The following is a 22,924-nucleotide window of genomic DNA, read 5'->3' on the forward strand; positions in this document are numbered from 1 at the left end:
ATTTCGCAGACGATACCAACCAGGATTTGTCTCGCTAAACCACGAGCGGTTTGTCGGCGCGTTCCCGCCACCAGGTGAAGGCTTCCGACAGCGAGTCCGGAATGGCCGGTGACGTGCCGAAGCTTCCCGCGGCGTACACGGCTTCGATCGCGGCGATGTCCTCCTCCGCGATTCCCGACCGACTCATTCCGACCCGGTTGACACCGTGCAACGACACCGGGTTGCCGAAGGCCTTGGAGAAGGGCGGGACGTCCTTGACCACGACGGTTCCCATGCCGATCATGGATCCGGAGCCGACGACGCGTCGTTGGTGCGCGACAGTGTGCATGCCCAGGTTGACGCCGTCTCCGACGCTGACGTGCCCGGCAAGCGTCGTACCGGAGGACACGACGCAGCGGTCACCGATCTGCACGTCGTGCTCGATTCCCACTCTGTTCATCACGAAGCAGTCTTCGCCGATTTCGGTGCGGCGTTCGCTTCCCTGATGGACTGTGCTCAATTCGCGAATCGTCGTTCGAGCACCGATTCGAATTCCCAGACCGGCGCTGACGGACCAGGACGTCGGATGTAACGCGCCGAGGATCTCGGGGGGAGCTCCCAAGACCGCTCCCGAGCCGATCCAGCAGTCGTCGCCGATCTCGAGTGGGCCCGTGAGTACCGCGTTCGGTCCGATCGTGACTCCCGCCCCGATCAGTACGTCGGCGCCGATCACGGCGGTCGGATGGATGTGGCAGTCGGCTCGTTCAGACATGCAGGTTCCGGAATCCTCTCGAAGTATCGAATCGTGTTTCGATACGCTTCCTGGGTTGTCGGGGTATTTCGTTCCGACGACGGTCGGATGAATCTATCGGAGGTAACTCAGTGATCGCGATATCCAGTATCTCGTTCGGGGAAGAAGTCGAGCGCGAGGTGCTGGACACTCTGCGATCGGGAATCGTCGCGCAGGGACCCAAGGTGAAGCGGCTCGAGGACGAGTTCGCGGCGCTGGTGGGCACGCGACACGCGGTGGCGGTGAACAACGGCACTACGGCGTTGATCGCGGCTCTCCAGGTCCAGGATCTTCAGCCAGGTGACGAGGTTTTGACCACGCCGTTCACGTTCGTGGCCACGCTCAATGCGATTCTCGAGGCAGGCGCGACGGCGCGGTTCGCCGATATCTCCGAGTCCGATTTCAACATCGACCCGGCAGTCGCTGCCGATCGAATCGGTGACCGCACGAAGGTGCTGATGCCGGTTCATCTGTACGGACAGTCGGCGGACATGGGCGCATTGATGCCGCTGGCATCGAAAAACGGTCTGACTGTCGTCGAGGACGCCGCTCAGGCCCACGGAGCGACGTACGACGGGCGAGGCGCCGGCAGTTTCGGTGTGGGTTGCTTCTCGTTCTATGCAACGAAGAACCTCACGACCGCCGAGGGCGGAATGATCACGACCGACGACGACGCGATCGCCGATCGACTTCGGGTCCTGCGCAACCAGGGCATGCGGGCGCGCTACCAGTACGAGATGGTCGGCCAGAACTACCGGATGACTGACCTCCAGGCGAGCTTGGCTCTGCCCCAGATGGCGACGTACATGCAGCAGGTCGAGGCGCGCCGCCGGAATGCGGAGGCCTTGCGCGTCGGCCTGAAGGACGTCGAAGGACTGATCCTGCCGAGCGAACTGTCCGGTCGTGGACATGTCTGGCATCAGTTCACCTTGCTGCTGGCCGAAGACGCACCGATCACTCGCGACCAGTTGAGTGAGCGCCTGGCCGCGAAGGACATCGGTAGCGGCATCTACTACCCGAAGGCCGTCTACGACTACGAGTGCTACCGCGAACATCCGCGCGTCGTCATCGACGAGACGCCGGTGGCCACTTCGGTTGCGTCGCGGTGCCTGAGCATCCCCGTCCACGCTGCGTTGTCCGCCGGCGACGTCGATCAGATCGTTGCCGCGGTACGCGGCGCCATGGAGGCCTGAAAAATGACTGCTAGCAATCCACGTATCGCTCTTGTCGGATCCGGTCAGATGGGCTCGCTGCATGCGCGGGTCATCGCGCAGTCGCCGCTGTGCGAGTTGGATCTGCTGATCGAGCCGCGCGAGGAGCAGGGCAAAGCTGTTGCTGCGCGGTTCGATACGCGTTGGGCCCCCGATTTCGACTCCCTCGACGAGATCGATGCTGTCGTGATCGCCGCTGCTACGCCGGCGCACTACGAGTTGGCCGGCCGGGTTCTCGATCTGGGGAAGCCCGTCCTGGTGGAGAAGCCGTTGGCAGCGACGTACGAGCAGAGCGTCGACCTGGTCGATCGTTCGCGCGCGTCCGGTGTTCCCCTGATGTGTGGACTGCTCGAACGGTTCAATCCCGCTGTCCGCACCGCCCGTGAGTTCTCCGGCGATGTGTGGCAGGTGAACGGTATCCGCCACTCGCCGTTCGTTTCCCGCATTCCGACGGGTGTCGCGACGGACCTGCTGATTCACGATATCGACCTTGCCATCGGATTTGCCGGCTCGGAACCCAGTTTGGCAAAAGGGGAGTTCGGCTACTTCCACCCGACGTCCGTGCAGAACCGGTCGGAAGATTGCGCCGACGCCGTATTGCGCTTCGGATCAGGTGCTGTTGCAACGATTTCCGCGAGCCGGATCAGTCAGCGCAAGATTCGCCAGCTGTCGTTGCTCGAGGCCGATCGACTCATCGAGATCGATCTCTTGCGTCGCGACATCACGATCTACCGGCACATCGACGACAACATGCCTACCGATCGGGACGGCTACCAGCAGCAGACGGTCATCGAAATTCCGACGATCCGCTACAGCGAGGAACCGCTTGCCGCGCAGCTGACGCATTTCCTCGGATTGGTGCAGGGCACCGGTGACGCAGACGGTGAGCGGGCGTCGATTCTGCCCGCTCACCGCGCGGTTCACGAGGTGACGGAATCTGCGTTGGCTGCAGCGTTGTCGTCCTGACCGCTGCGTCGGCGTCGGAAGGCCCACGCTCCTTGAGACAGTGCCAGGAGCAATCCGACGCCGGCGACAGTCCACCCGAAAGTACTTCCGGGCGGACTGAATTCGATGGTGAGGGTAGATCCGGATTCGGCGCTCGGCGGTAGATCGACCTGCAACAACCCGCCGGGGCTGGCCTTCGTCTCGACCGTCTGACCATCTACGGTCGCGCTCCAACCCGGCCAGGCCAGCAGGGCGAATGTGACCGTGCCTGATCCGGTGTATTCGACGGTTTCCCTGGTGTCCGTAGCGGCGGCATCGCCACGCACGTCGAGACCAGGCGTCGTTGCCGATACGCGACCGTCGGGCCACTGATGCTCGGTGGTGCGATGGCCGACCGTGACCACCCGATCCGGCGATACGGTCCACTCGCCCTCGGGTAGGGCGTCGAGGGCGCGTTTTCCGCCGTACGGTCCGGAATTCTGAACGACGACCGTGTCGACTCGCATCGCGTCGAGCCAGGACACACCCGTTCCCGGCGATTCAGCGAGCAGTCGGTCGACGCCGTCCGGACACTGGACGCCGCCGTAGTAGTTCAAGCACAGTGCTTGAACGAAATAGTTGTAGCTGATTCCGGCGTAGCTGTTGACGGCATTGACTCCGGCAGGCTGCCAGGCGTTGCCGAACAGGAGGTCACCCCACTGCCCGGTTTCGTTGTCCGGCGGGATGTTGACGGGGTCGGCAATCGCGAAAGTGGTTCCCTGGTAACGGTCCTCGAACTTGGACTCCAGGAATGCCACCTGCCTGGGGAACTTCCACGGTGTCACGTTGTAGTTTCCGGTGAACCAGAAATTGGTCTGAGCACTGAGCACGACGACGATGCCGACAGCGAGTGCACCGGCGAGGTAGCGGGGCTTTCGGTAGGCCACGACCAACGCGAAGACGGTGAGAACCACGGTGATTATCAGTGATGCCGAGTGAATACCGATGTCTTCCGGGACATTCGACCAGGCAAGATAGAACTGAAGTGCCAACAATCCCGCGGTGATGATTGATCTTGTCCGGATTCGATCACGATGCAGTCCGGCAGAGAGGGCGACCGCCGTGACCACGATGGCGGGCAGTTGACCGTACTCGAGCAGTCGCGCGGGCCAACGGAAAAGCCACAGATTCGACGGTCCGAGAAGTAGTACGACGTAAATTCCGCCGAAGACGAACAGCGAGACGCTGTGGCGGCCCAACTTCTTCAGTGACTTCCACTGAATCCACGGTGCGAGCGGTATGAGGAACCAAGCCAGGTACACCAGCGGAATCGTCATGGCAGGCGAAGCGAAAGCGGTGACGTACGGCTGGTTCGACGGGCCGGAGAGGTTGAGCAGGTCACCGAGATCGGGTCGAAGCGAACCGTCGTTCGCGATTCCGGACTGAGTACGCACCGACACGCCGGTGGTGAAGAGCAACGGTAGATACACGATCAGCGACATCATGATGATCGCTGCCGCGCTGATCATCAGTGATTTGATGCTGCCTGCGCGTTTGATTGCGATGCATTCCGCTATGACAGCGAGGTAGACGACCGCGACACCGACAGCGCCGTACGGGTTTCCGGTGGTCATCGCAAGATAGCCGAAAACGATCGGTACCAGGGGGTTCACTCGGCCGAGGGCGCTGGCGCGGGTAGACCACCAGACGTGGGGGATCCAGGCGAAGGCGATCAGCCCGGACGCCCAACTGGAGGCGTCGAAATAGAGCGTGTATCCGGCGAACGGCATGGCAAATCCGGCGATGAAAGCCATCGGCCGATTGGCGCCGTACTGGCGGGCCACCAGATAAACGCCTACCGCGAGAATCGCCATGAATTGCATCTTGACCAGGGTGATTCCGATTCCCAGGTTCGGAATGAGTGCAATGGCAACCGAATCCAGAAGGATCACGGGATTGTATGTCCCGTAAAGGGCTTCGGCTGTGACATTGCCGCCGGCCCACAATTCGGGAATGAGCGTCGGCCATGACCCGGACAGGATTCGCTCGCCGATCGTGTGCCAACCAGGCGTGAAAGCTGCTGCGCTGTCGTCCCAGTAGTAGAACCACCGATTGGAGATCAGTGGGATGGCGGCGACGATCGACACCAGAGCGGCGAGAAGAATTGGCGGCACCACGCGTTGTGCGAGCGGTAAGTCAGATTTCACGATGTGCTTTCGTCTTCGAGTCGATGGCTGTTGTTCGGAGCCGGGGTCGTGCTCTTTTTCTCGGAGCCTGGGCTGCGCCTTGTTTCTCGGAGCGTAGTATTCCGACGAGTTCGAACTGCAGTCGGGGAAGTAAGGAGATCGGGACGTGGCGACATCGCGAACGGAACCCGTTCGTGGGGAACCAGCTACGCCGGAACTCTCGGTGATCATCCCCGCATACAACTCAGGCGAGGTGCTGGAGTCGACGGTGCGTCAATTCGCCGAGTACTTCACCAGCCGCCCGGCCGAGAGCGCCGGTCAGGTCGAGATCATCGTCGTGGAGAACGGGTCGACGGACAACACTGCCGACGTATGTGCCGCTCTGGCGGCTTCCTGGTCGTGGCCGGGAGTGACTTTCCTTCCGATGAGCAGCGATAAAGGAATGGGTGCGGCGCTTCGCGCCGGGACACTTGCTTCTCGTGGACGGCGCGTGTTGCTCACAGCGGACGATCTTCCGTTCGGTTTCGGTGACATCGAAGGGGCCGACCGCGTGATGGCGGACCTAGGGTCCGTTCCGCCGGTGGTCATCGGTTCGAAGGCTCATTCGGAATCAGAGGTGGAACGTGGCCTGCTGCGTTCGGTGATGACGGGCGGATTCGCGACGCTGCGACGGGTCGTGCTGGGCACTCGCACGGGCGATCCTCAGGGAACTTTCATCGTCGACGGCGTTTTGCTGCGTCGAATCGCACCCTCATTGACCGAGCGTGGATTCCTCTTCACTACCGAATTGGACTACGCGCTCGAATTGGCCGGGGTGCGCCCGGTCGAGGTCCCGATCCGACTCAGTGACGATCATCTGGCACATGCAAGCCGTATCTCGCCGAAGGACGTGATCCAGATGGCAAAGGGATTGTTGTCGCTTCGCCGCCGAAAGACCGAGCTGCGGGCCGCGGCCGCAGTGAGTGATCGCGAGTAATCAGGGGTCGACCTGGCGTGACTCGGTGCCCGGGGCGCCGAGGTGCGGATTCGCGATACCCTGCGGGGCGTGGATACCGTGAACACGACCGATGACCAGTCCGATTCCGGAGTCGAGTTGATCGAACGCAGCGCGACGTCGGATCGACTGTTGGCGCAGCGCACGTTGTTCACCGGAACTTCGCCTGTCGCCAGTGACGAACTATATGCGGTGACCAAGGTCGGAATGTCGACGCGATCGCGGTTCGAGTTGCGGCTTCAGCCCGGGGCCGTCGCACACACCAACACCTTCTTCGGTCGATTTCCGGCCAGCTACTGGCAGCGCTGGACCAACGTCACCGAGGTCACCGTCACCGCGCATGTCGTGGCCGATACCGCTTGCCGCATCCAAGTCCAGGCCTCGGACATCGGTGGTCACCGCCGTATCGTGACGAACGTCGTCGTGACCGGCGACGAGCGCGTGTCCATGACCGCCCCGCTCGATACCTTCGTCGACGGCGGCGCGCTGTGGCTGCAGTTCGAAGCGCAGGGTGGCGGCGCCGTGGTCGACGACGTGGAATGGACCGTCGCCTCCCCGGAGTCGATTCGCCCGGTAGCCGTGGCGATCTGCACGTTCAATCGTGCGGACGACTGCGCGCGCACAGTCGAGGCCCTCGCGTCCGACGAGCGTGTGCTCGCGTTGCTCGACGCTCTGTACGTAGTCGACCAGGGAACGGATCCGGTCGAGAGCCGTGAGCTGTTCCAGGAAGTGTCGAAGAAGTTCGGTTCGCGGTTGCAGTATCTGCGGCAGGCGAACCTGGGCGGTGCGGGCGGGTTCACGCGGGGCCTGTACGAGGCTTCGGCAGCCGGACCGCACGCCGACGTGATCTTGATGGACGACGACATTCTGTGTGAGCCCGAATCGGTTCTTCGACTGAGCGCGTTCGCGAACATGACGACGGAGCCGGCTTTGATCGGCGCCCAGATGCTCTTTCTGTTCAACCCCGACTTCCTGTTGGCTTCGGGTGAACGCGTCGATCTGGGCACCCTGCAGCGCGGTGTACCGACCGACGAGCACGGTGTTCGCAACCGGAGTGTGCTCGAGAAGCTACCGGAACGTCGCGTGGATGCCGAATACAACGGCTGGTGGTCTTGCCTGATTCCTGCTGAAGCCATCGAGCGGATCGGCTTGCCACTGCCGGTCTTCTTCCAGTGGGACGACGTCGAGTACAGCTTGCGGGCCGGGCGGGCCGGGATTCCCACCATCACGTTGCCTTCGGCTGCTGTGTGGCATGCGGACTTCTACTGGAAGGACGTCGACGGTTTTGCGCACTACTTCAGTACGCGCAACGGACTCATCACCGCTTCGCTCGACCCGGGTTTTGCACCCAAAACTCTCGCGAAGCAACTCTCCCGGGATATTTCGCACTCGATCGTGGGTTTGCAGTACGGCCTTGCACATACGCAACTCCGGGCGATCGAGGGATTCCTCGAGGGGCCGGAAGGTTTGGCGGACGGTGGGCAGGAGGCGCTTGCCGCGATCAACCAGGAACGTAAGCGCTTCCCCGAGACGGTAACTCGCCCGGCGTCGGAGTTGCCGGGAAGGCTGCCGATCCGTCGTGTTGCGCCCAGCCCGAAACCCGGTTTGTGGACAGACCTGGTTCTCGCGAAACGTGCTGTGATGCAAGCGCGCAATCATCTGGAGCGGGGCCCGGTGGCGATCTCGTACGAAGATGCGCAGTGGTGGCACGTCGGACGTTTCGATCACGTCTTCGTCACCGATGCTTCGCAGGGAGGCGTGCGCGAACGCCGCTTCGACAGCGAGAAGGCCGCCGAGATGAGCGGTCGCCTCGCCGGCGTCATGAAGCGGTTCCTCGCCGAAGCGCCAAGTGTGGCTGAAGCATTCGCTCGCGAGTTCCCGCAGCTCACCAGCCGCGAGAACTGGGCTCGACTGTACGAGAAGTGAGCCTCAACGCACTATCTTGGCGATGACCTGCTCGTTGTCGACGGTATACCCGAGATATTCGAACGAGATGCCGGTGCGTGTGACGAACTCCGTCCACGCCCGGTACTCGTGCTGCTGCCACCCGGGATAGTTGAAGAACTCGTCGAAGACGACAATCGACCCGGGGACCAGTCGGTCGCCGAGCAGATCGAGCACGGTCTTGGTGGACGAGTAAAGGTCGGCGTCGAGGTGCAGGAACGCAACGGGGCCGGGTTCGTCGTTCAGGAACGAGGGCAAGGTGTCCTCGAAGAGGCCCGGAACAAGTTGCGCTCCAGGCACTTCGGGGATGGATTCCTGTGCGAACTCGCCGACCGGGAACCCGGTGCGCCAGGTCTGCGGAAGGCCGGAGAACACGTCGAAACCTGCGACGGTCCCCTCGCGTTCGGTGAAAGCCTCCGCGACGATCCTGAGTGTGGTTCCGCTGGCGACGCCGAATTCGAGTGCCATGCCGGGTATTTCGATCAAGCCCAATGCGTGGCGCAGCGTGTCGTGCGGGTGGCCGAATGTCTCCGCGACTCGAAGGTGTTCGAGGATGAACTCGGCAGTCGACGCTGTCGCTTCCAGATCCACGGCGTAGGCCAGATCCCGACGCTGGCGAAATTCCAGCTCGTCGATCCTGGACCGGAGGCCCGCGATGTCACCGCGGGCCTCGGCCAGTTCGTCACGTGAGAGTGCCAGCGCGTCGAGGATCTGTTGCGTGCGATCTGCGTTGCGCCGGTCGGCGGCCTCGACCACCTCGGATACCGCACGCTGAAGCTTGGTTCTGGCGCTGGAACGGAACTGCTCGAACATGGCAACCTCTCGTCGGGATCACCCCCATGCTGCCAGGCTTTGTTCGCTACCGGTCCCGACCGCGGTAGTGACTCTTGAGTTGTCGGGAGATCACCTTGATCTCCCGCGTCCTCTCTGCCTGCAGACGAGCATCGCTTCGCGCGGCGTTCCATGCATTCTCTCGCTGTAGTTTCCGGTAGCTCGCGAGCCTCCGCTCATCGATATCGCCACGCCCGAGTGCGCTCAGGACTGCGCATCCCGGCTCGGAGTTGTGTGCGCAATCGGAGAACCGGCACTCTGCAATCAGCTCCTCGATCTCGGGGAACGTCTTCTCGATCCCCTCCGCCGCGTTCCACATGCCGACCCCTCGCAGGCCGGGTGTGTCGATCAGTGTCCGGCCGCCGGAGAATGAGATCAACTCTCTGGTGACGGTGGTGTGGCGTCCCTTTCCGTCACCGGTCCGAACGCGACCGGTCTCGAGTCGATCGGCGTCTGTGGTGTCCGCGAGGAGGGCGTTCGCGAGCGTCGACTTACCGGCGCCTGATGGACCGAGTATCGCCACGGTGCCGTCCAGAACTGCATCGAGTACATCCATTCCTTCGTTGGTCTCGGCACTGACGGCCAGCACTGTTGCGCCGGGCGCAATGGCAGTGACCTCGGCGAGAGTGTCGGAGATATAGTGAGCTGCATCCGATTTGGTGAGTGCGACGACAGGGGTTGCACCACTTTCCCAGGCGAGTGCGAGTAGTCGCTCGATGCGCCCGAGATCGACGTCGCCGTCCGAAGCCGTGGCGATGACGACGGTGTCGACATTGGCCGCCAGAATCTGGCCTTCCGATTTTCCGGATGCCGAGGATCGAAAGATGCTGCTTGATCGAGGGAGTATCGAAGTGACCGTGTGCATCTCGGGTTCGCGTGAGTCCCGTAACTCGGCCACGGCGACCCAGTCACCCGTACAGAGTGGATCGCTGCCGCTGAGTGCGCGAACTGTGCCTTCGGCGACGGCCACGTCACACCGCCCCCGGTCGACGCGAAGAACGCGCCCGGGTGCGGAGTCCGGTGGGGCCAGGGCAGTGAATGTGTTCGAGAGTGTTGCGTTCCAACCGTATTCGGTCAGGGGCGCGCTGTTTTCCGGCATGGTGAGTGTGTCCTCGAGTACGAAGAAGTGTGAATGTTGACGGTGCTGAAACTGCGGAACACGACAGTCATCAATACTCACTCCTCGAAAATCTCAGGACGCACCATGCGTCGGATCAGAATCGTCTCAGCCGCAGACGCGACTGTGCAACTGAATTAACTCGGGGCGGCCGACTTAACTCGGACGTTCGAACTTCTCTTCCCGGCCGAGCTTGCGCAATCGCATCCACTCGCGCAGTCCGGCCGGATCGCGGCGTGTGATCAGGAAGTACCAGCCGAACCGAACCCATTCCTGCGGAAGCAGTTTCCGCATTCCCGGCTGGGAGAGGATGTATCCACGGTTGCGGTACGTGAAGTAGCGCTTCGTGTCGTTGTCGGGGTACTGCGTGTGCATGCGACCGCCGAGGATCGGCTTGAACTCGTCCGCGCCGTTGGGGTGGACGTAAGCAGTTTGCAGGCAGGTACCGAACTTCAGGCCGGAGCGGACGAGGCGACGGTGTACCTCGACCTCGTCGCCGCGGACGAACAGGCGTAGATCCGGAACTCCGACGGCATCGATCGCGTCGGCTGTGAACAGTGCGCCGTTGAAGAGAGACGCGATGCCTGGCAGGAGATCCTCGTCGCCGAGCTCGGAACGCAACCGGCGCCACGACGTGCCGCGCCGCAGTGGGAAAGCAAGGCGGTCGGGGTCGTCGATGTCGCAGACGACGGGGGAGACCTCGGCCAGGTCGTTCCGAATTGCACAGTCGAGCAGTGTTTCCAGGACTTCGGGGCCGTCCGGGCGGCCGTCGTCGTCGGCGAGCCAGACGCGGTCGGCGCCGAGTGAAAGCGCGTAGAGAATGCCAAGAGCAAATCCTCCGGCACCGCCGAGGTTGTGCTGAGAACCGATGTAACTGGTCGGCAGTGGAGCGTTGTCGACGAGCTCTTTCACATCGGCTTCGTCGGCATTGTCGACGACAACCAGATGATCGAGCGGACGCGACTGGGTGCTGAGAACCTTCAAGGATTCAGCCAGCAGTTCACGACGCTTGTGAGTGACGACGACCCCGATGATTTTCTCGGGTGCGCTCACGGGGTGTTCTCCCGTTCCATTTCCTTGATCACGTGGCGCACATGTTCGGCGGCGTCGTCACCTTCGTAGGCGCGCACGACGTCTTCGATGTCGCCTTGCATGCGGATCTGGCCGTGGTCGATCCACATCGCACTGTTGCACAGCTGAGCGAGGAATTCGTTGGAGTGGCTGGCGAATACCAGGATGCCGGAGCGTTCCACCAGCTTCTGCAGCCGGATGCGGGCCTTCTTCATGAATTCCGCGTCGACGGCACCGATGCCCTCGTCGAGAAGCAAGATCTCAGGATCGATACTGGTCACGACGCCCATGGCAACGCGAACGCGCATACCGGTGGAGTAGGTACGCAGCGGCATGGAGAGGTATTCACCGAGTTCGGTGAATTCGGCGATCTCGTCCATCTTCGCGAGCATCTGCTTGCGGGTCTGACCAAGGAACAGGCCGCGGATGATGATGTTCTCGTACCCGGAGATTTCCGGGTCCATGCCGACACCGAGGTCGAAGACGGGTGCGACGCGTCCGCGAATGCTGGCGGATCCCCGGGTCGGTTCGTAGATTCCGGAGAGCAGGCGCAGCAGGGTGGATTTGCCGGCGCCGTTGTGGCCGACGAGCCCGATGCGGTCGCCTTCCTTGAGCGTCATCGTGATGTCGCGGAGCGCTTCGACGACGACGACATCGGAGTCGTTGCGGCCGATGGATCCTCCGGCCTTGCCGAGGAAGGCCTTCTTGAGCGAGCGGGATTTCGCGTCGAAGATCGGGAAGTCGACGCACGCGTTCTGCGTGTGGATGCTGACTGGCTGACTCATGTGTTTCCTCTAGACCCAGTAGGGCACGCGTGCCCGGTACTTGCGGAGTGCCAGAATCGCGACGGCCCAGCCGACGACGGTGAAGGCGATGACGATGTACCAGTGGTATGCCTGCTGGTCGGCCCCGATGAGTGGTGCTCGGATGATCTCGAGGTAGTGGTACAGGGGGTTGAGCTCGGCAAGCCGGACTCGCTCGCTGGCTTGCCCGCCCTGGTCCTTGAGGGCCTGAGTTGTCCACATGATCGGCGTCAGCACGAACAGCAGGAGCGTCATGCTGCCCAGGATGGGGGCGATGTCGCGGTATCGGGTGGAGAAGATGCCGAAGACGATCGAGACCCACAGCGTGTTCGCCACGATCAGCAGGAATGCCGGTATCGCCGCCAGCGCAGTCCAGCTCATGTTCTGCCAGATGCTGAACGCGAACAGCAGAACTATGTAGATCGCGAAGTTGTGCGCGAAGAACAGCACCTGACGCCAAACCAGGCGATATACGTGCACGCTCAACGCCGACGGCAACTGCTTGATCAGGCCCTCGTTGGCGATGAAGACCTCGGAGCCTTCGAGGATGCCTGCACTGATCAGGTTCCACACGATCAGGCCGACCGTGACGTACGGCAGGAACTCCTTGAGCGGAATGTTCAGCAACGCGGAGTACAGAAGACCCATCGCACCGGCCTGCACGCCGGTGGCGATCGTGATCCAGAACGGACCGATCACCGACCGGCGGTAGCGCTGTTTGATGTCCTGCCAGCCGAGGCTGAGCCACAACTCACGCTGATTCAGACCGTCGCGAAGGTCTTTGAACGCACGACGGAACGTCTGGGAGTCGGACACGGGCGCGGGTGCGTCCGGCGTCTCGGATTCGATTGCGGATGCTGACACGGAGGTCGAGCCTACCGGCCTGGCGTCGGAGCCGGTTTTCCCGCGGACTTCGTGGTGGTCCGGGTTACAGATACTGGCCGGTTCCCGGGCTCTGTTGGTCCGGATGGGCAGGCGAATGCGGAGCCCCGATGCTCATGCCGGGAGGCAGTGCGCCCTGCCGCATTTGTTCGAGCTGGGCGCGCGCTGCCATCTGCTGCGCGAACAGTGCGGTTTGAATTCCGTGGAACAGTCCTTCGAGCCAGCCGACGAGTTGGGCCTGCGCGATTCGCAGTTCGGCGTCGGAGGGAATGGAGTCGTCGGTGAACGGGAGGCTCAGTCGCTCGAGTTCTTCACGGAGTTCGGGTGCCAGGCCTTGTTCCAGTTCTCGGATGGACGAGGTGTGGATGTCCTTGAGGCGCTTGCGGCTGGCGTCGTCGAGCGGCGCGGCGCGCACTTCTTCCAAGAGTTGTTTGATCATCGTGCCGATTCGCATGACCTTGGCCGGCTGCTCGACCATCTCGGCGACGGACTCGGCTTCGGATTCCGCGCCTTCGGTGGTGCCGGATGTGGAGGCCTCTGCCTCGGCCGCCGGCATTGCGACGGGTCGACCGTCGGGTCCGATAACGAGTACCTGCTCTTTGTCGGGGTTCGTCATGCTTCCATCTTGTCGTGTGTGGGCGACAAACGCCGCGTAACCCCCAAAAAGTTAGCTATCGAATAACTGTACTGACGGGTAATTGGGTGACTGCCTTCGACTAAGCGGGCGTCTGCACCTAGAGTGTCGAGCATGGCTTACGACGTTGCCCGCGTACGGGGGTTGATTCCCTCACTCGGTGACGGCTGGATCCACCTCGATCCGCAGGCCGGAATGCAGATCCCGGACGCCGTCTCGCGGACGGTCTCCACCGCGTTCCGTGCCTCTGCATCTTCTTCCTCCGGTCGCCACGTCTCGAACCGTCGTAGTGCTGCCATTCTCGAGAGTGCGCGCACCGCGGTCGCCGATCTGGTCGGCGGAGATCCTGCGGGAGTCGTTCTCGGATCAGACCGAGCGGTGTTGTTGGCTTGGCTCGCCGAGTCGCTCAGTTCGCGGTTGGGCCTCGGAACCGGTCTCGTACTCTCGCGCCTCGACGAAGAGGCGAACGTCGCGCCCTGGCTTCGTGTGGCCAGTCGCTACGGCGCTCAGGTGCGATGGGCAGAGGTCGAAATCGAAACGTGTGAGCTCCCGAGTTGGCAGTTCAACGATCTCATCACCTCGACCACTCGATTGGTGGCCTTGACGGCCGCATCACCGGTCGTCGGTTCGGCTCCGAACGTCCGCGCCGCAGCTGATCGTCTGCACGAATTCGGCGGACTGATGGTGGTCGACGCCGTCGGTGCAGCGCCATATGCGCATGTGGACATGGCTGATCTCGGGGCGGACATCGTTGCCGTCAGCGCGCCGTCGTGGGGCGGTCCGCAGGTGGGCGCACTCGTCTTCCGCGATCCCGGACTGCTCGACCGAATTCCGGCCGTGTCGCTCAACCCGTACGCGCGTGGCGCCGAGCGACTCGAGGTGGGCGGTCATCAGTTCGCGCTGCTGTCCGGTCTCACGTCGTCGATCGATTTCCTGGCGGGCTTGGACGAATCGGCAACGGGAACCAGGCGTGAGCGCCTCGAAACCTCGATCAGCTCGCTGCAGGACTACCAGGACGGTCTGTTCGATCACCTCATGCGTTCTCTCGCAGCCCTGCCCAACGTGATGGTGATCGGCGGCGCACCCACGCGGGTGCCGACGCTCAGTTTCACACTCGAGGGGATGGCGGCAGACAAGGTCGCGGCGCACCTGGCCGACAAGCGCATCGCGACGGTCAGCGGTACGCACGGCGGTTCCAGGCTGCTCGACGCCCTCGGCGTCAACGACGAAGGCGGCGCGGTCACCGTCGGCCTTGCGCCGTACACGACGCGGTACGAGATCAATCAGCTGGTCGCCGAACTCGGCGCCCTGGGCTGATCGATCCCGCTCGGCTCACTTCACGGTGAGGATGACCTTGCCTACGGTTTCCGGCGAATCCAGCAACTGATGGGCTAATGGCGCCTCGGTGATCGGAAGTTCGGTCGACACGATCGGTTGAACCGATCCGTCTGCGATCAACGGCCACAACTTCGCGCGGACGTCGGCGACGATGTCCGCTTTACCGCCGGGGCCGGTGAGCGGACGCCCACGCAGGCCCGTCGACGTGATGTTTCCGCGCTTTCCCATCAGCTTGGCGATGTCGACCTCGCCCTTGCGGCCACCCTGCATTCCGATGATCACGACGTGGCCGTCCATGGCGAGTGCGTCGACGTTGCGCCCGAGGTACGACGCTCCCATGTTGTCCAGAACCACGTCGGCGCCGTGGTTGTCGGTGGCTTCGGCGAGTGATGCTACGAAGTCGCTGTCGCGATAGTTGATGAGAATATCCGCGCCCAATTCGCGGCAGCGGTTCAATTTGTCCTCCGAACCCGCGGTAACTGCGACGCGGGCGCCGAGGGCTTTGCCGACCTGGATGGCGTGGGTGCCGATTCCGCCGCCACCGCCATGGACGAGTAGTACCTGTCCGCGTCGTAGTCCGCCGCGCATCACGACGTTGGACCACACTGTGCACGCAACTTCCGGCAGTGACGCTGCGACACGGAGATCGACGCCAGCGGGAACGGGGAGAAGTTGTGTTGCCGGGACCGCAACCTTCTCGGCATAGCCACCGCCGGCCAGCAGTGCGCAGACTTCGTCGCCGACGGACCAACCGGTGACGTCTTCGCCGAGTTCGGTGATCACACCCGAGCATTCGAGGCCGAGAATGTCACTCGCGCCGGGCGGCGGCGGGTAGAAGCCTTGACGTTGGAGCAGGTCGGCGCGGTTGACTGCGGTCGCGGCGACCTCGACGAGTACGTGCCCGCGAGGTAGTTCAGGATCGGGCTGCTGCGCCCATTTCATGACCTCGGGACCGCCGGGCTGATCGATCGTTATGGCGTACATGGATACGACGCTAGCGAATCTCCCCGCTGACGGGTGTTTTGCCGCTACCGTCGCGGACGTGACTTACTTCGGGAACATGCAGAACGAGATTTATCTGACGGGACTGAGCGGCGCGAAGCCGGCTTTGCCGATGACTGCGGCAGGCTTGGAAGATGCCGCGCGCGAGCAACTCTCACCGGAGGCCTTCGGGTACATCGCCGGTAGCGCGTCGACCGAACGAACCGCGGAGTCGAATCTGCGGGCGTTCGACAAGCATGCGATCGTGCCGCGGATGTTGCGGGGGACTGCGGCGCCCGACGCGCGTGATCTGAGCGTCGAGGTGTTGGGGACGCGGTTGGCTGCACCGATCCTGACGGCTCCGGTGGGCGTGCTCGGCTTGGTCCACGACGACGCCGAGGTTGCGGTCGGTTCGGTCACTGCCGAGTTGGGGATCGGATCGATTCTCTCGACGGCGGCATCCTCGACCATCGAAGACGTAGCGGCGGCCTCGGGCGATAACTGGTGGTACCAGCTGTACTGGCCGGCCGACGACGAGCTTGCCGAGTCGTTTGTCCGTCGAGCGGAGACGGCGGGCGCGAAGGCTATCGTCCTGACTGCCGACACTCCCGGTATGGGTTGGCGTCCAAGGGATCTCGAACTCGGTCACCTTCCGTTCCTGCAGGCGAAGGGAATTGCCAACTACCTGTCGGATCCGGTGTTCCGCGCAAAACTGGCGACGCCGCCCGAGGAGAGCGCAGAAGCTCTGCAGATCGCGGTTCTCACGTGGGTGTCGTTGTTCGGTAACCATGCGGTGCGGATCGCGGATATCGCGAAACTTCGCCAGTGGACGACACTTCCGATCGCAGTGAAGGGAATTGTCCATCCCGACGACGCACGTGAGGCCGTCGCGGCCGGCGCCAACGGCATTGTCGTGAGCAACCATGGTGGGCGTCAGGTTGACGGGTCGATTTCGGCACTCGATGCTCTCGGTCCCGTCGCAGATGCGGTGGGGCATGAGGTGGACATCCTGATGGACTCCGGAATTCGTTGTGGCGCAGACGTAATCAAGGCTCTGGCCTTGGGTGCCGACGCAGTGCTGTACGGGCGGCCGTGGGTGTACGGGTTGGGATTGGCCGGAGCGGACGGAGTGCGTCATGCATTGCGCAGTCTCCTGGCCGACCTGGATCTCACCATGGGGCTGGCGGGGCTGGCATCGGTCGCCGAAATCGATTCCTCGATCCTGATGTCCAATTCGTGACTTTAGGGTGAGTCTTACTGTGACGGGCGGACACAGGTCTAAACTTGGAACCTGTGACAGCTGAAGCGACAACCGAGGAGACATCGCAGGCGGCGCACGGTGAGACACCGTGGCTGACGCCGTGCGAGATGCGTGCATGGCGCGGCTACATGGACGGTAATCAGCGCCTCATGGAGGTTCTCAACCGCGAACTGCAGGATTCACACGACCTGTCGTTGGCCGATTACCGCATTTTGGTCATGCTCTCGGAGTCAGCTGACGGGTCGTTGCGGATGAGTGACCTGGCAGACGGCGTGCTGTCTTCGCGGAGCCGCCTGACGCACCAGATCAGGCGGATGGAATCTCAGGGCATCGTCGTGCGAGACACTTGCGTCGAAGATGGTCGCGGCGTGCTCGCTCGGATCACGGAAGAGGGTAGGCGTCGCCTCGCCGAGGCAGCGCCTACTCACGTGGCCGGAGTGCGGAACAATCTGGTCGATCTGCTGACTCCCCAGGAACTGGACGTGCTGGCAGACGTCTTCGAGAAGGTCGACAAAGCCATCGGCGAGCGCTGACTTCTGGAGCCGTTTTCGCGGTCCGTGGGAACACCCGATAGGATCGCCCACGGAAGCGTGGCAGAGCGGCCGAATGCACTCGCCTTGAAAGCGAGCGTGGCGTTAAACCCACCGGGGGTTCAAATCCCTCCGCTTCCGCCAAATGTTCGTTGTTCAAACCCAGCCCGCGCGAAAGCGTGGGCTGGGTTTTTTCGTGCCCTACGAAGCGCAGGAGCGTCGAGGAGTCGGATGTGTAGCAATCTTTGCCGCCCTGGGGTCGCCGGGTGAAGCAATGGCTTCGCCACTTCGGTGCTACGTCCGATGTTGCGGCAATCTGCCGGTTCTCGTTGTGCTGTGGTGAACGATCAGCCATTGCGGCGCTCGGCGACGAGAGTTCCAGGTGATCGCATCGTGCGGCTGGTGGTCAATTCGATTCCCTCCTTGGCTAGATGGGCTCGTGGTTTACGCGGCCTCCTTGCGCTTGGTGTCCGGATGGGCTGCGCGCCACCAATTAACTGTTGACCGTTCAATAAGTTTGCGTGGCCATATCGCCAGAGACCACGTTGCATTCAATCTGCTGAAATGCTCCGGATCGTGCCTTGTTTGCACGTTTGCTCGACTGTCACCAATGGGCGGATGGTCCAAGTTTGGTGACCAGTCCGGGCCCCAAACCCACTGTCAGTCCACGTCAACAAGCTGCGAACCAGCTTGCCGAAGCGCACGGGGACGTGCCTGCCGGTTTCACCGGCAATGTGCCGATCCCGCCAGATCCGAACGAGCCCGACGAACCGATCGTTCCCGCAAAAAGTATGGGACACCGCGTGGGGTGTCGGGGAAAGTGCCGTCGACACAACAGTCGATAGCGTCGGAACGCTCGGAGATGCGTGGCGAAACTTCCTCGTAGTCCCCGTGCACGATGCCGCCGTCGATCCGTTCGGCTTCAATCGCGGCCAACGAGCACAACCTTCACCCGAGCATTCTCCGGCTGAGATCGCTGCCGCAGCAGCAAATATCGTCTCCCTCATTCCGATCGTAGGCACAGGAGGCAGAGTCGGCGGAGCTGCCGTGCAAGAAGCGGTGGAGGCTGTTCTGCGGCGCGGCGGAACCGCCGCAGACGCCGAAGCCGCAGGTCGCAGGGCAGCCGCCACCGCCGGTGAGGCCGGGAATAGAGCCCCTAGCGATCCGACTATTCCCGTCGGAGACAGACCGGCCTCGACGCCTGTGGGTGGGCGCGGAGATCGCGAAATAAATGTAAAGCCCGGAACCAATCGTCCTGGAATAGTCAACGGTCGTGAATATACGGGGCATGCGTTCGACCGAATGCAAGAGCGCGGCATACTTCCATCCCTGGTTGAACAGGCCATTCGTGAAGGGTTGGCGACCCCGAGCAGAGGAAACACGACCGTGATCTATGATTCGATAAACAACCTATCAGTTATCATCAATGAAACGGGCAGAGCTGTGACCACCTCATTTGGCAATTTATCGGGAAAGTGAAAAACATGACGGATCAATCAATTTACCGCCTGGAAGCTGAGCAGGTTAATCGTGATTATTGTGACGGAAAAATATCCTTGCATGCGCTAGTTGAAATATTCGAGAGGTACGTCAGAGAACGCGAATCGGAGCGTGCATCAGATTCCGAAACCCTGAGGGGGGCCTGGGGTCAAATTGAAATAATGAATGCAATTAACCAGGATGATCCTTCGAATTCGAGCAAAAATGAGTCGGAGGTGCGAGAAGTTATTCAAGAATTCTTGGACTTGCTTCCGTAGTCTCTTTTCTCGGTCCATGGGCGACTAATCAAGGCAGGCTTTGACTCACTTGCGCGACCAGTGTCATGTCAAGTGACACTGGCCAGCAGTTGCTTATTGTGATGCGGGAGCAGATTAGGATTCGCAGGCTGACGGTTCAGACGTCTTCGCCTTCGAGGGCGGCCATCCATTTGCCCTGATCACCGATCACGACTACCTCGCCTACCGCATCCCAGTGGAACACGACCACATCCTGATGATTCCAGGTAAAACCGACTACCTGTACAGCAGCGCAGGCGTCCGTATGCCTGCCTGGCGTGTCACCTTGTCTTCGGAACAGAAGAAGTTACTTTCAGTATTCGAAAGCGCTCGTGACGTCGTCTCAGACGAACTGGACGTAATGGAGCAGAGCGACCGGCACGGCAACGCCGCCTAAGTCTGCAGCTCATTCCACTTTTCGAGCATCCGTCTCGTCTGGACAGTTAAGTTTGAATGCCATCCACTTGCCTCGGTCAAAATGATTTTCATTTTCAATAACAGAGGTGCGCCGAGTCCACCTCATTCGTTCGCCTCAGGGGTCGGTTGTGGATGCGTTATTACGCAGCGGTACAGGGAATTCCCGCACGCATCGGTGCCCGTTTGCAGTCCTCACAAAAGTCGTCCGGGATAACGTCGCCTGTTCAACACTCGGCGACAAACGTGGCCACGGGAAACGAAAAATACTCCGCCCCGCCACAGGAAGAGCGAAGCATCAATTCGACGGCGGAGGGTATTACCAGTTCTGAATGAAGAAGAACTGCTGTGAACCCCTCGCCGGGTTGAGTACGCCGAGAGAAATTTCTCCACCACGGGAGGCTGCTTCGTTGGCGAACTGGTCGAGACGTCCCCAGACGACGTTGGGGCCGCTCTCGAAGCGCGATCCTGGTGCGAGGCGCACGCCGATCTGGGTGGAGTTAGTGATGTTTTCGATCGCAGCGCCCGCATTGAGCTGGCCGAACAATGCCGTCTCACCCTGGTTCAGCTGCACGCCGATGCGCCCGTTGTCGGCGATCGGAGTAACAGCTGATGCTGCGCCCGCGCCGCTGAGTGCGATGGCTGCGATACCGGCAGGTATCAATGCGGCCGCGGTAATCATCTTGCGTAGGTGCGTCATTCGGCTTCTCCCTCGTCGGTGGCCCACTCGAGTTGCGCCTCCACAGGCCACTTTGTCTGATTCTTCCGGTAACAGTCAACGCCATGTCGCAAACAATGAGCAATCCACTGGGTTGGTTTGAGATGCAGCTCACTACTGGAAATCCGTTGAAGAATAAACTGTTTCAGTGAAACTTCTGGTCGAGATCGTGAATGCCAGAGAAGCGCGCGGGCTGTCGTTACGTTTCCGTTACTGCTCGGTCTGGCTGCGAGAAGGACACGCACTCGGTCACCCAGAAACGCTGCGGCACAGGAATTGTCAGAGCAAGAACCCGCGCAGAGGGTCCTCCGCAGTTGAGCGCCACTGTCAAGCGGTCTTTCATTCTTCGAGGGCGCGCTGCTTCGGCAGTGGGCTCTCGACTGTCAGAACCGCACGGTGAATACCACGTGGCGACGCTCTCGGGCCGCGCGCTGGAAAAAGTCCGCCACTTCCTGAAGCCAGCCCCAGGCGTACCCGCGCTCGTCGGAGCCGTACTCCGGGTTGCGGTCGTCGAGTGGCATTGCGTCGTAGCGCACGCCGAACTCGGATTCGGTGACTTCCGCCAGGTACGAGGAGACTTCGGCGACCCGATCGGGTGCCAGGTAGGTGACGAGTTGGTCGTCGGTGTCGGTGTTGAGGTCTTCGTCCCCCAAGATCACGCCGTAGGCCGGCCAGTTCTCGGACACGCGCTCGTACCCCGTGCTGGAGAGGGCGCACAGGATCGGATCCCACGCCTTGTCCGTGTCGCACGAGAACTCGGATCGGCCCGTCTCCTCGATGTCCTCGACCACAGCGCCGAGTTTGTCGTCGTCGCCGCGCGCGTCCAGAAGTTCCGCTGCCACGCTGTCTGACAGCGCGAAATGCACCCCAAGTTCCATGGCGTGATGCTAACGGCCGACCTTGCCGCCGTCCCGCCGTCACTACAAGACGAATCGACTTAGGTAACGATCCTGCTCTGCCTCCGACCGAAGTTACCCATGGAGGGCCTGCTGTCATACATACTTCATCGGTGATTCCGACAAAACGGACCGGCCTTTCTGTTGTATCGCTGGTGATCCTCGTCGTCGCGGGGTTGCTGGTCGCAGCCCCTGCCAGCAGCGCCGCGCCGCCGCCTGACTGGAAATACACAATGGTGGCGTTCAGCAATGCCAGCGACCGCGACATGGATGTCTACGAGTCGGCTGACGGCACCGGCTTTCAACTCGTCCAGCAGTCGGCGTACAGGCCGCCATCTGGGCTCGTGCGTGATCCGAGCATCTTCCGGAACACGGACGGGTTGTACTACCTCACCTACACGACGGGTGGTGGGGCGAACATCGGGTTTGCACGCAGCAGCGACCGCATCAACTGGACGCCGCTGGGGAACTATCCGGTTCCGTTTTGCTGCGCCTTGATGCCCGGTACGGGAGATGGCACCGGTTCTGCGAGCCCCCGGGCTTCTCGGGTTCGGCTGGTTTCAGCGACGGACCGTCGCTGTCACCATTCGTCACCAAGGCCTGGGCGCCTGAATGGTTTGTGGACGGCGATCGCGTCAACGTCATCCTGTCGATGTCGACCGGTGGAGGATTTGTGCCGTATCTGATGACGGCGTTGGAACCGTCGCTCCGGTTGTGGAGCCCGCCTGTTCCGCTCGCCGGGATCGGTGCGGACCACATCGACACCACCGTGGTCAAAGTCGGATCGACCTATCATGCGTTCACCAAGAACGAGACGAAGAAGGTCGTCGAGCATGCGGTCGCTCCTTCGGTGACGGGACCTTATTCGTTTGTCCCGCCAGGGAATTGGGGTTCGCTTGTCGAAGGTCCGGCCGTGGTTCAGTTGCCGAGCGGCGACTGGCGGATCTATCTTGACGCCTATACCGAAGGTAAGTATCTCTACTCCGACAGCACGGACGGGCTGAACACCTGGTCTCCTGTGCAAGAGGTTCCTGGGGTGTCCGGGACTGCACGGCATCTCGGCATCATGAGAGAACCGGCATAACTTTCGACCCCGAGTTGGTAAGGCTCTGATCAAGGACTCCGGTCTTGGTCAGAGCCTTTTCTCGTACTTGCGTACTACTTGTGTGCGTCGCCTGCGCTAATCAGTGATTGACAAGCTAACGATGCGATGCCAGTGGGTCCGACGAGTTCGCGCCGACCACGAAGTGAGTATCTCCGCGTGAGCTGTGCAGAGTTGCGCTCCCAGGCCCCGCTCGGGCGCCGTACTTCACGATTGATTGCCAAGTAATGCCTGTTGGTTTCATATTCAAGTACGCGCACTGGCTTGATGCCCGCACTTTCGGTCTCCAACTGCTCTGAGGCCCGCGAAATGCGGATTCAATTCGATTTGCCGCACTGTTTCTGAGGGATCTTCTCGTCCGTAAACGGTGACCTTGCTCATAGTAGGACCTAGGTCCTTTTCGCTGCTGATAAGCCTGTCGATATATATCTGTTACCGAAAGTTCACCCTAAATCCAAGATGGGGGAGATGGCGCGCTGGCGGGCAAACAGGACGATTGGTACCGTCCGGTAACTAATTCAGTTAGTTGTCGGCTACCGCTCT

19 protein-coding genes, 1 tRNA gene and 1 pseudogene are annotated in these 22,924 nt (G+C 61.8%); 10 read left to right on the plus strand and 11 right to left on the minus strand.

All coding sequences use genetic code 11. The features are described from left to right. Positions 1-34: 34 nt before the first annotated feature. Positions 35-751, minus strand: a complete 717-nt coding sequence (locus AOT96_RS11835; RefSeq protein ID WP_058038038.1) for a DapH/DapD/GlmU-related protein — start codon at positions 749-751, stop codon at positions 35-37. 110 nt (positions 752-861) lie between these two features. Between AOT96_RS11835 and AOT96_RS11840 the strand changes: the two genes are divergently transcribed. Together AOT96_RS11840 and AOT96_RS11845 are read left to right on the plus strand one after the other, a co-directional pair. Beyond that, complete coding sequence (locus AOT96_RS11840; protein WP_042950324.1) at positions 862-1,962, plus strand: DegT/DnrJ/EryC1/StrS family aminotransferase; 1,101 nt, start codon at positions 862-864, stop codon at positions 1,960-1,962. Positions 1,963-1,965: 3 nt separating this feature from the next. Further along, positions 1,966-2,946 carry a Gfo/Idh/MocA family protein gene (locus AOT96_RS11845; protein WP_065351777.1) on the plus strand — a complete coding sequence of 327 codons (981 nt, stop codon included), beginning with the start codon at positions 1,966-1,968 and terminating at the stop codon, positions 2,944-2,946. On the opposite strand, the gene AOT96_RS11850 is transcribed toward AOT96_RS11845, so the two are convergent. Continuing rightward, positions 2,901-5,111, minus strand: a complete 2,211-nt coding sequence (locus tag AOT96_RS11850; protein WP_065351778.1) for a hypothetical protein — start codon at positions 5,109-5,111, stop codon at positions 2,901-2,903. The two genes, AOT96_RS11845 and AOT96_RS11850, sit on opposite strands and share 46 nt — an antisense overlap. A 145-nt stretch (positions 5,112-5,256) precedes the next feature. On the opposite strand from AOT96_RS11850, the gene AOT96_RS11855 reads away from it, so the two are divergent. Both AOT96_RS11855 and AOT96_RS11860 read left to right on the plus strand, forming a co-directional pair. Further along, positions 5,257-6,066, plus strand: a complete 810-nt coding sequence (locus tag AOT96_RS11855; protein WP_054831529.1) for a glycosyltransferase — start codon at positions 5,257-5,259, stop codon at positions 6,064-6,066. Between the two features lie 78 nt (positions 6,067-6,144). Then, the gene (locus AOT96_RS11860) at positions 6,145-8,010 is read left to right on the plus strand and encodes a glycosyltransferase (protein ID WP_083197705.1); all 1,866 of its coding nucleotides are present in this window, start codon (positions 6,145-6,147) and stop codon (positions 8,008-8,010) included. 3 nt (positions 8,011-8,013) lie between these two features. On the opposite strand, the gene AOT96_RS11865 is transcribed toward AOT96_RS11860, so the two are convergent. The 6 genes from AOT96_RS11865 to AOT96_RS11890 form a co-directional block, all read right to left on the minus strand. After that, a complete protein-coding gene (locus AOT96_RS11865) occupies positions 8,014-8,841 on the minus strand; it encodes a TylF/MycF/NovP-related O-methyltransferase (RefSeq protein WP_065351779.1) in 828 nt (275 codons plus the stop codon). Positions 8,842-8,887: 46 nt separating this feature from the next. After that, entirely contained in the window at positions 8,888-9,958 is a 1,071-nt protein-coding gene (gene rsgA / locus AOT96_RS11870; protein ID WP_065352833.1) for a ribosome small subunit-dependent GTPase A, read from the minus strand. Between the two features lie 174 nt (positions 9,959-10,132). Beyond that, positions 10,133-11,029, minus strand: coding sequence for a galactofuranosyltransferase GlfT1 (gene glfT1, locus AOT96_RS11875; RefSeq protein WP_054188649.1), 897 nt, complete (start codon positions 11,027-11,029; stop codon positions 10,133-10,135). Beyond that, positions 11,026-11,832 (minus strand): galactan export ABC transporter ATP-binding subunit Wzt/RfbE, encoded by an 807-nt coding sequence (gene wzt, locus AOT96_RS11880; RefSeq protein WP_007731776.1) that lies wholly within the window; start codon positions 11,830-11,832, stop codon positions 11,026-11,028. The genes glfT1 and wzt overlap by 4 nt, the downstream gene beginning before the upstream one ends. A gap of 9 nt (positions 11,833-11,841) precedes the next feature. Beyond that, complete coding sequence (wzm, locus tag AOT96_RS11885; protein WP_029254233.1) at positions 11,842-12,714, minus strand: galactan export ABC transporter permease subunit Wzm/RfbD; 873 nt, start codon at positions 12,712-12,714, stop codon at positions 11,842-11,844. Positions 12,715-12,778: 64 nt separating this feature from the next. Next, positions 12,779-13,348: a bacterial proteasome activator family protein gene (locus AOT96_RS11890; protein WP_003943894.1), complete on the minus strand. Its 570-nt coding sequence runs from the start codon at positions 13,346-13,348 to the stop codon at positions 12,779-12,781. A gap of 132 nt (positions 13,349-13,480) precedes the next feature. Between AOT96_RS11890 and AOT96_RS11895 the strand changes: the two genes are divergently transcribed. After that, entirely contained in the window at positions 13,481-14,683 is a 1,203-nt protein-coding gene (locus AOT96_RS11895) for a cysteine desulfurase-like protein (RefSeq protein WP_007731767.1), read from the plus strand. A gap of 15 nt (positions 14,684-14,698) precedes the next feature. Here the strand turns inward: AOT96_RS11895 and AOT96_RS11900 are convergent, their stop codons facing one another. Further along, positions 14,699-15,688, minus strand: a complete 990-nt coding sequence (locus AOT96_RS11900) for an NAD(P)H-quinone oxidoreductase (RefSeq protein ID WP_007731765.1) — start codon at positions 15,686-15,688, stop codon at positions 14,699-14,701. Between AOT96_RS11900 and AOT96_RS11905 the strand changes: the two genes are divergently transcribed. From AOT96_RS11905 to AOT96_RS11925, 4 genes are all read left to right on the plus strand, one after another. After that, positions 15,687-16,925 carry a lactate 2-monooxygenase gene (locus AOT96_RS11905; protein WP_051720822.1) on the plus strand — a complete coding sequence of 413 codons (1,239 nt, stop codon included), beginning with the start codon at positions 15,687-15,689 and terminating at the stop codon, positions 16,923-16,925. The two genes, AOT96_RS11900 and AOT96_RS11905, sit on opposite strands and share 2 nt — an antisense overlap. Positions 16,926-17,053: 128 nt before the next feature. After that, on the plus strand, positions 17,054-17,479 hold the full coding sequence (locus AOT96_RS11910) for a MarR family winged helix-turn-helix transcriptional regulator (protein ID WP_020968140.1): 426 nt from the start codon (positions 17,054-17,056) through the stop codon (positions 17,477-17,479). Between the two features lie 51 nt (positions 17,480-17,530). Next, positions 17,531-17,620 (plus strand) — tRNA-Ser (locus tag AOT96_RS11915). A 1,340-nt stretch (positions 17,621-18,960) separates the two neighbouring features. Next, positions 18,961-19,233 carry a hypothetical protein gene (locus AOT96_RS11925; RefSeq protein WP_020968145.1) on the plus strand — a complete coding sequence of 91 codons (273 nt, stop codon included), beginning with the start codon at positions 18,961-18,963 and terminating at the stop codon, positions 19,231-19,233. A 751-nt stretch (positions 19,234-19,984) separates the two neighbouring features. On the opposite strand, the gene AOT96_RS11935 is transcribed toward AOT96_RS11925, so the two are convergent. Then, the gene (locus AOT96_RS11935; RefSeq protein WP_065351781.1) at positions 19,985-20,365 is read right to left on the minus strand and encodes a hypothetical protein; all 381 of its coding nucleotides are present in this window, start codon (positions 20,363-20,365) and stop codon (positions 19,985-19,987) included. 401 nt (positions 20,366-20,766) lie between these two features. After that, entirely contained in the window at positions 20,767-21,261 is a 495-nt protein-coding gene (locus AOT96_RS11940) for a DUF1877 family protein (protein ID WP_030535796.1), read from the minus strand. Between the two features lie 251 nt (positions 21,262-21,512). Between AOT96_RS11940 and AOT96_RS11945 the strand changes: the two are divergent. Beyond that, positions 21,513-22,363, plus strand: a pseudogene (locus AOT96_RS11945) (glycoside hydrolase family 43 protein). Positions 22,364-22,924: the final 561 nt, after the last annotated feature.

The organism is Rhodococcus sp. 008 (assembly GCF_001682295.1).
Taxonomy (GTDB): Bacteria; Actinomycetota; Actinomycetes; order Mycobacteriales; family Mycobacteriaceae; genus Rhodococcus_F; species Rhodococcus_F qingshengii.